General features: G+C 39.3%; 6 protein-coding genes. 3 read left to right on the top strand and 3 right to left on the bottom strand.

Annotated elements, in window-relative coordinates:
- Together H5202_RS18890 and H5202_RS18895 are read left to right on the top strand one after the other, a co-directional pair.
- On the top strand, positions 1 to 280 hold a 280-nt coding region (locus tag H5202_RS18890), incomplete at its 5' end, for a DUF2947 family protein (RefSeq protein WP_182773425.1).
- A 77-nt stretch (positions 281 to 357) separates the two neighbouring features.
- A complete protein-coding gene (locus tag H5202_RS18895; RefSeq protein ID WP_182773426.1) occupies positions 358 to 918 on the top strand; it encodes a chalcone isomerase family protein in 561 nt (186 codons plus the stop codon).
- A 126-nt stretch (positions 919 to 1,044) separates the two neighbouring features.
- Here the strand turns inward: H5202_RS18895 and H5202_RS18900 are convergent, their stop codons facing one another.
- The 3 genes from H5202_RS18900 to flgA form a co-directional block, all read right to left on the bottom strand.
- Positions 1,045 to 1,518: a flagella synthesis protein FlgN gene (locus tag H5202_RS18900; protein ID WP_182773427.1), complete on the bottom strand. Its 474-nt coding sequence runs from the start codon at positions 1,516 to 1,518 to the stop codon at positions 1,045 to 1,047.
- 101 nt (positions 1,519 to 1,619) lie between these two features.
- On the bottom strand, positions 1,620 to 1,949 hold the full coding sequence (gene flgM / locus H5202_RS18905) for a flagellar biosynthesis anti-sigma factor FlgM (protein WP_182773428.1): 330 nt from the start codon (positions 1,947 to 1,949) through the stop codon (positions 1,620 to 1,622).
- A 74-nt stretch (positions 1,950 to 2,023) separates the two neighbouring features.
- Positions 2,024 to 2,731, bottom strand: a complete 708-nt coding sequence (flgA, locus tag H5202_RS18910) for a flagellar basal body P-ring formation chaperone FlgA (RefSeq protein WP_182773429.1) — start codon at positions 2,729 to 2,731, stop codon at positions 2,024 to 2,026.
- Positions 2,732 to 3,097: 366 nt separating this feature from the next.
- Here flgA and H5202_RS18915 point away from each other — a divergent pair.
- On the top strand, positions 3,098 to 3,873 hold a 776-nt coding region (locus H5202_RS18915), incomplete at its 3' end, for a chemotaxis protein (protein WP_182773430.1).

Consider the following 3,873-nt stretch of genomic DNA (forward strand, 5'->3'; position numbering starts at 1 on the left):
AGATGCTTGGACGGCAACTGATCATTGGCAATCAGCATGGGATTCTAATGACAATACATTACCTGATGCGATTATTGCGCATATTCAATGGCCTGATGATGCAGTGGTTTATTTTTGCTATGAAAAGTACCAAATCGTTGAAACCCGCTGGGACATATTTGTGCGCAATTGGCAGTGCTTTCTATTTTTTGATGATGGTCCAATTTTAATCTCGCCAAAACACAAACAAGCATTGATGTTTCAACAGAATGGCCAATATAAACTAGGCGTTCGTGGCTAATTAATGCGTTCAGAGTTTTTTGTTGGCTAAACGGCTGATGTTGTAGTGGTTTGTGATACCTTTTTTAGAGATTTTATATGAAATTATTAGCTTCAATTGGATTGGGTTTATCGTTAATGCTGCCTTTGTTGGCACAAGCTAGCATGATTGCAAATGTGGATGTAGCAGAGCAAATAACTGTTGCAGAGCAGCCATTAATATTGAATGGTGCAGGAATACGCAGTAAGTTTTTTATGGATTTATATGTGGGTAGTTTGTATCTGCCGACAAAAGTAAACCTTCTAGAAGATGTGCTTACTCAGCCTATCGCGGTGATCCAGTTAACGATAACGTCTGGAATGATCACTTCAAACAAAATGCGTGATGCTATTACTGAAGGCTTTGATATAGCTACCGACAATGACACTCATTCAATTGCTAAAGACATTGAACATTTTACCCAATTGTTTGCAGATGAAATTGTCGAAGGTGATCAATTTACTTTTGTGACTCAAAAAGGTAAGGGCGTGAGCAGTATTAAAAATGGTATCGCACAAGGGGATATTGCTGGAGAGGCATTTCGTCAGGCTTTACTTAAAATTTGGTTAGGTGAAACTCCGGTTCAACAAAGTTTACGCCAGGCAATGCTGGCTCAGTAAATCACCTGCTAGAAAACGATAACAAGCGAACGCTGTGCTCAAGGATAGAGCTGTCTAGCACTTGGCTTGTTATCGGATTTTATCTGATGTCATCGCTCGTTATGGCTTACTATCTAGATTTTGAAGCTAGGCCGAAAAATCATTACCCAGCGTTGAAATGGTAGAGGTTTTACCTTTGTCATTGTAGGTCAAGCTTGATGCATTGCGGCTGGCTTGTAATGCTTGAGCGAATCGATTGAGACTAGCAATATTGAGCTCAATCAAGCTGGCATTTTGGCTGTTGATGTCTTTACATTCTGCCAGAATCGCTTTAGCTTGCGCAACTTGTTGTGCCAGTGCTGTATCAGTTGTAAGCAGGTTGTGCTGTGGGTGGCTTGCCAGTTTTTCGTCAGTGGCTTTCATATTGAATAAGCACTGAGTTTTGTCTTTGGAAAGCGCCAGCAGTTTGTCGGCATCTTGTTTAGATAATGCCGCTTTTTCTTCAACAATAAGCGCTTTCAACTGTGCTAACGTCTGATTTTGGCTATCTAGCAGTTGGTGTAGCTCTTTACGCTGAACTTCGTTTGCTTGGTTATGTAATTGCTCGTTTAACTCTGTCATAAATTACTCTTAGGTTTTCTTAACTAACACTTCTCTATGATGCAAGTTTGCACCTATTATCTGCGTGTCGTTAAAACAAATTAAAGAGTAACGTTTAACGGTTACTCTCTATCAAACGTTAAACCACCTAGCTCTGCTTCGAAGCTGGCAATATTCGCGGCAAGCTTTTCTGGGTCAACTTTATATCGTCCTTCAGAGATTGCTTGCTTAATTTCTGCAACCTTTTTTTGGTCGACTTCTGGTAAAGATGCCATTTTTGTTTGCGCGCTCTGAAGCTGTTGAGCTTGAGAGGTAATGCTAACAGAATCTGTTTTAACCGGTGCAGCTGATTTTGGGGCTGCATTAGTTGTAGATTGCGAAGCAGACTGCGTGTCACGTGCAGTGCGCAGTTGTGTATTGGTAGCAGTGTTATGCTTAATGTCAATTGCCATGGGAGGCTCCAGCGTAATGAATCAGGTTTTCCAAACAGGCTATCGGCACCCCAGGAAAAAACTTTAACTCTATTTTACATTCTTACTTCAACTTCGCCAACGCCAATTACAACAGCATCAAATTGTTTGTTAGTGTTACTGTTTTTTACTCTTATAACTTCATCAATATTGCCATCGCGCAGTGCTTCCCCGAGCGTTTTTATTTCTACATTAGTGGTTTTAGCATAAATGGAAACAGTGTCACCTTTGCACACAAAGCACAGGTTATTGCTTAATACAGGAGAATCCTTTGATACCCTACGTTTCACTCGTGAGCCTATTAAGGTAGAAGTATCGGAAAAAAACTGGCCTTTTAAGCTATATTGGTCAACATACATGACTTGTAGGTGATGTTCGCCAATAATTTGGTCTGGAGACAACAGTTGGTTAGCAACGACAACAGGGTATTGAATTTCGACACGGACGGAGAGATACATTTGCCATGGATAGTCATAGTCAGGGCTATTACAACTGAGTTTTACCATGTTATTACGGCTAATAGCTCGCTCACTGGCAAGCTCTGCATTAATAGGTGCATAACAGCGCGGTGGGCTGATGCGGCCTTCTAGGTTTTGCGGGGTAATTTGTACCTTAGCTTTTGAGTCTGAATCAATTTTTTTTGCGACCGTCTCTTTAGCTAACGTATAAATGGTCGATAAAGAAGGTGTTACTATCTCTTCGCTAGCATATGCTGGCAAAAAAAATGTTATTGAACTTAAAAAACATAAAAAAAATACTTTCATAATGAAGATACTAGCTTGTTTTGCCAGAATACACCTATACTTTGAAAAACGAAAAATATGCGAGTAATCTCTGCATAGGCAATAAGCTAAAAAATGGGTTGAGGAGATCATAATAACATTATTACCTCGTCAAAAAACTGTCAGCTCACTGTATGTGAGTTATTAATACAAACTAAAGCAAGTTGTGTGCCGATTTTTTATTCATTAAATTGATATGTATTCGCTAGACTAATGACGGTTTACACTCAAGTTGAGCCTTTCATGAGTAAGAGATGTATTAAGCGTATTATGCTAAACCAAGGTTTACTATAATTTCAACGAACAAGATTTATCCATTTGGGTGACAGCTAACTACAAGGCCTTGTTATGTCAAGCATTTTAGATTCAGTAAATAAACGTACCCAGCTTGTTGGGCAAAACAGACTAGAGTTATTATTGTTTAGGCTTAGCGGCCGTCAACGGTTTGGTATTAACGTATTTAAAGTGAAAGAGGTGTTGCAATGTCCCCCTTTGACTTCGCTACCTAAATTAAATCGTTTTGTTAAGGGGGTTGCTCATATTCGTGGTGCAACCATTTCTGTTATCGATTTAAGCGCTGCAACAGGTGGGCGCCCGCTAACATCAACAGAAAATTGCTTCATTATCATTTCCGAATATAACCGAAGTGTTCAAGGTTTTTTAGTCAGCTCAGTAGAACGTATTATTAATATGAATTGGGAGGCTATTATGCCTCCGCCACAAGGTTCAGGGCGTTCTTCATATTTAACCGCGGTAACAGAGATTGAAGGCGAGTTGGTTGAAATTTTAGATGTTGAAAAAATTCTTGATGAAATTTCTCCAGTTAAGACCTCTATCAGTAAAGAGCTTAATGAAGCGTTAACCATCGATAGAGAACAACATTACCATATTATGGTTATAGATGATTCTGCTGTGGCACGTAAACAAATTATTCGTTCGTTAGAATCTTTAAACTTACAAATCGATACCGCTAAAGATGGTAGAGAGGCGTTGGAAAAACTGAAAAGTATTGCCGCAGAAATGGATGATGTGTCTGTCGAGATACCGTTAATTATTTCAGATATTGAAATGCCTGAAATGGATCGCTATACCTTAACGGCAGAAATTCGTAATGATCCAAAATT

The sequence above is a fragment of the Shewanella sp. SG41-4 genome, assembly GCF_014164505.1.
Taxonomy (GTDB): domain Bacteria; phylum Pseudomonadota; class Gammaproteobacteria; order Enterobacterales; family Shewanellaceae; genus Shewanella.

Bases quoted from the DNA above. Each gene is read 5' to 3' on its own strand.
- H5202_RS18895 (WP_182773426.1), top strand. From the start codon at position 358: ATGAAATTATTAGCTTCAATTGGATTGGGTTTATCGTTAATGCTGCCT.
- H5202_RS18900 (WP_182773427.1), bottom strand. From the start codon at position 1,518: ATGACAGAGTTAAACGAGCAATTACATAACCAAGCAAACGAAGTTCAG.
- flgM (WP_182773428.1), bottom strand. From the start codon at position 1,949: ATGGCAATTGACATTAAGCATAACACTGCTACCAATACACAACTGCGC.
- flgA (WP_182773429.1), bottom strand. From the start codon at position 2,731: ATGAAAGTATTTTTTTTATGTTTTTTAAGTTCAATAACATTTTTTTTG.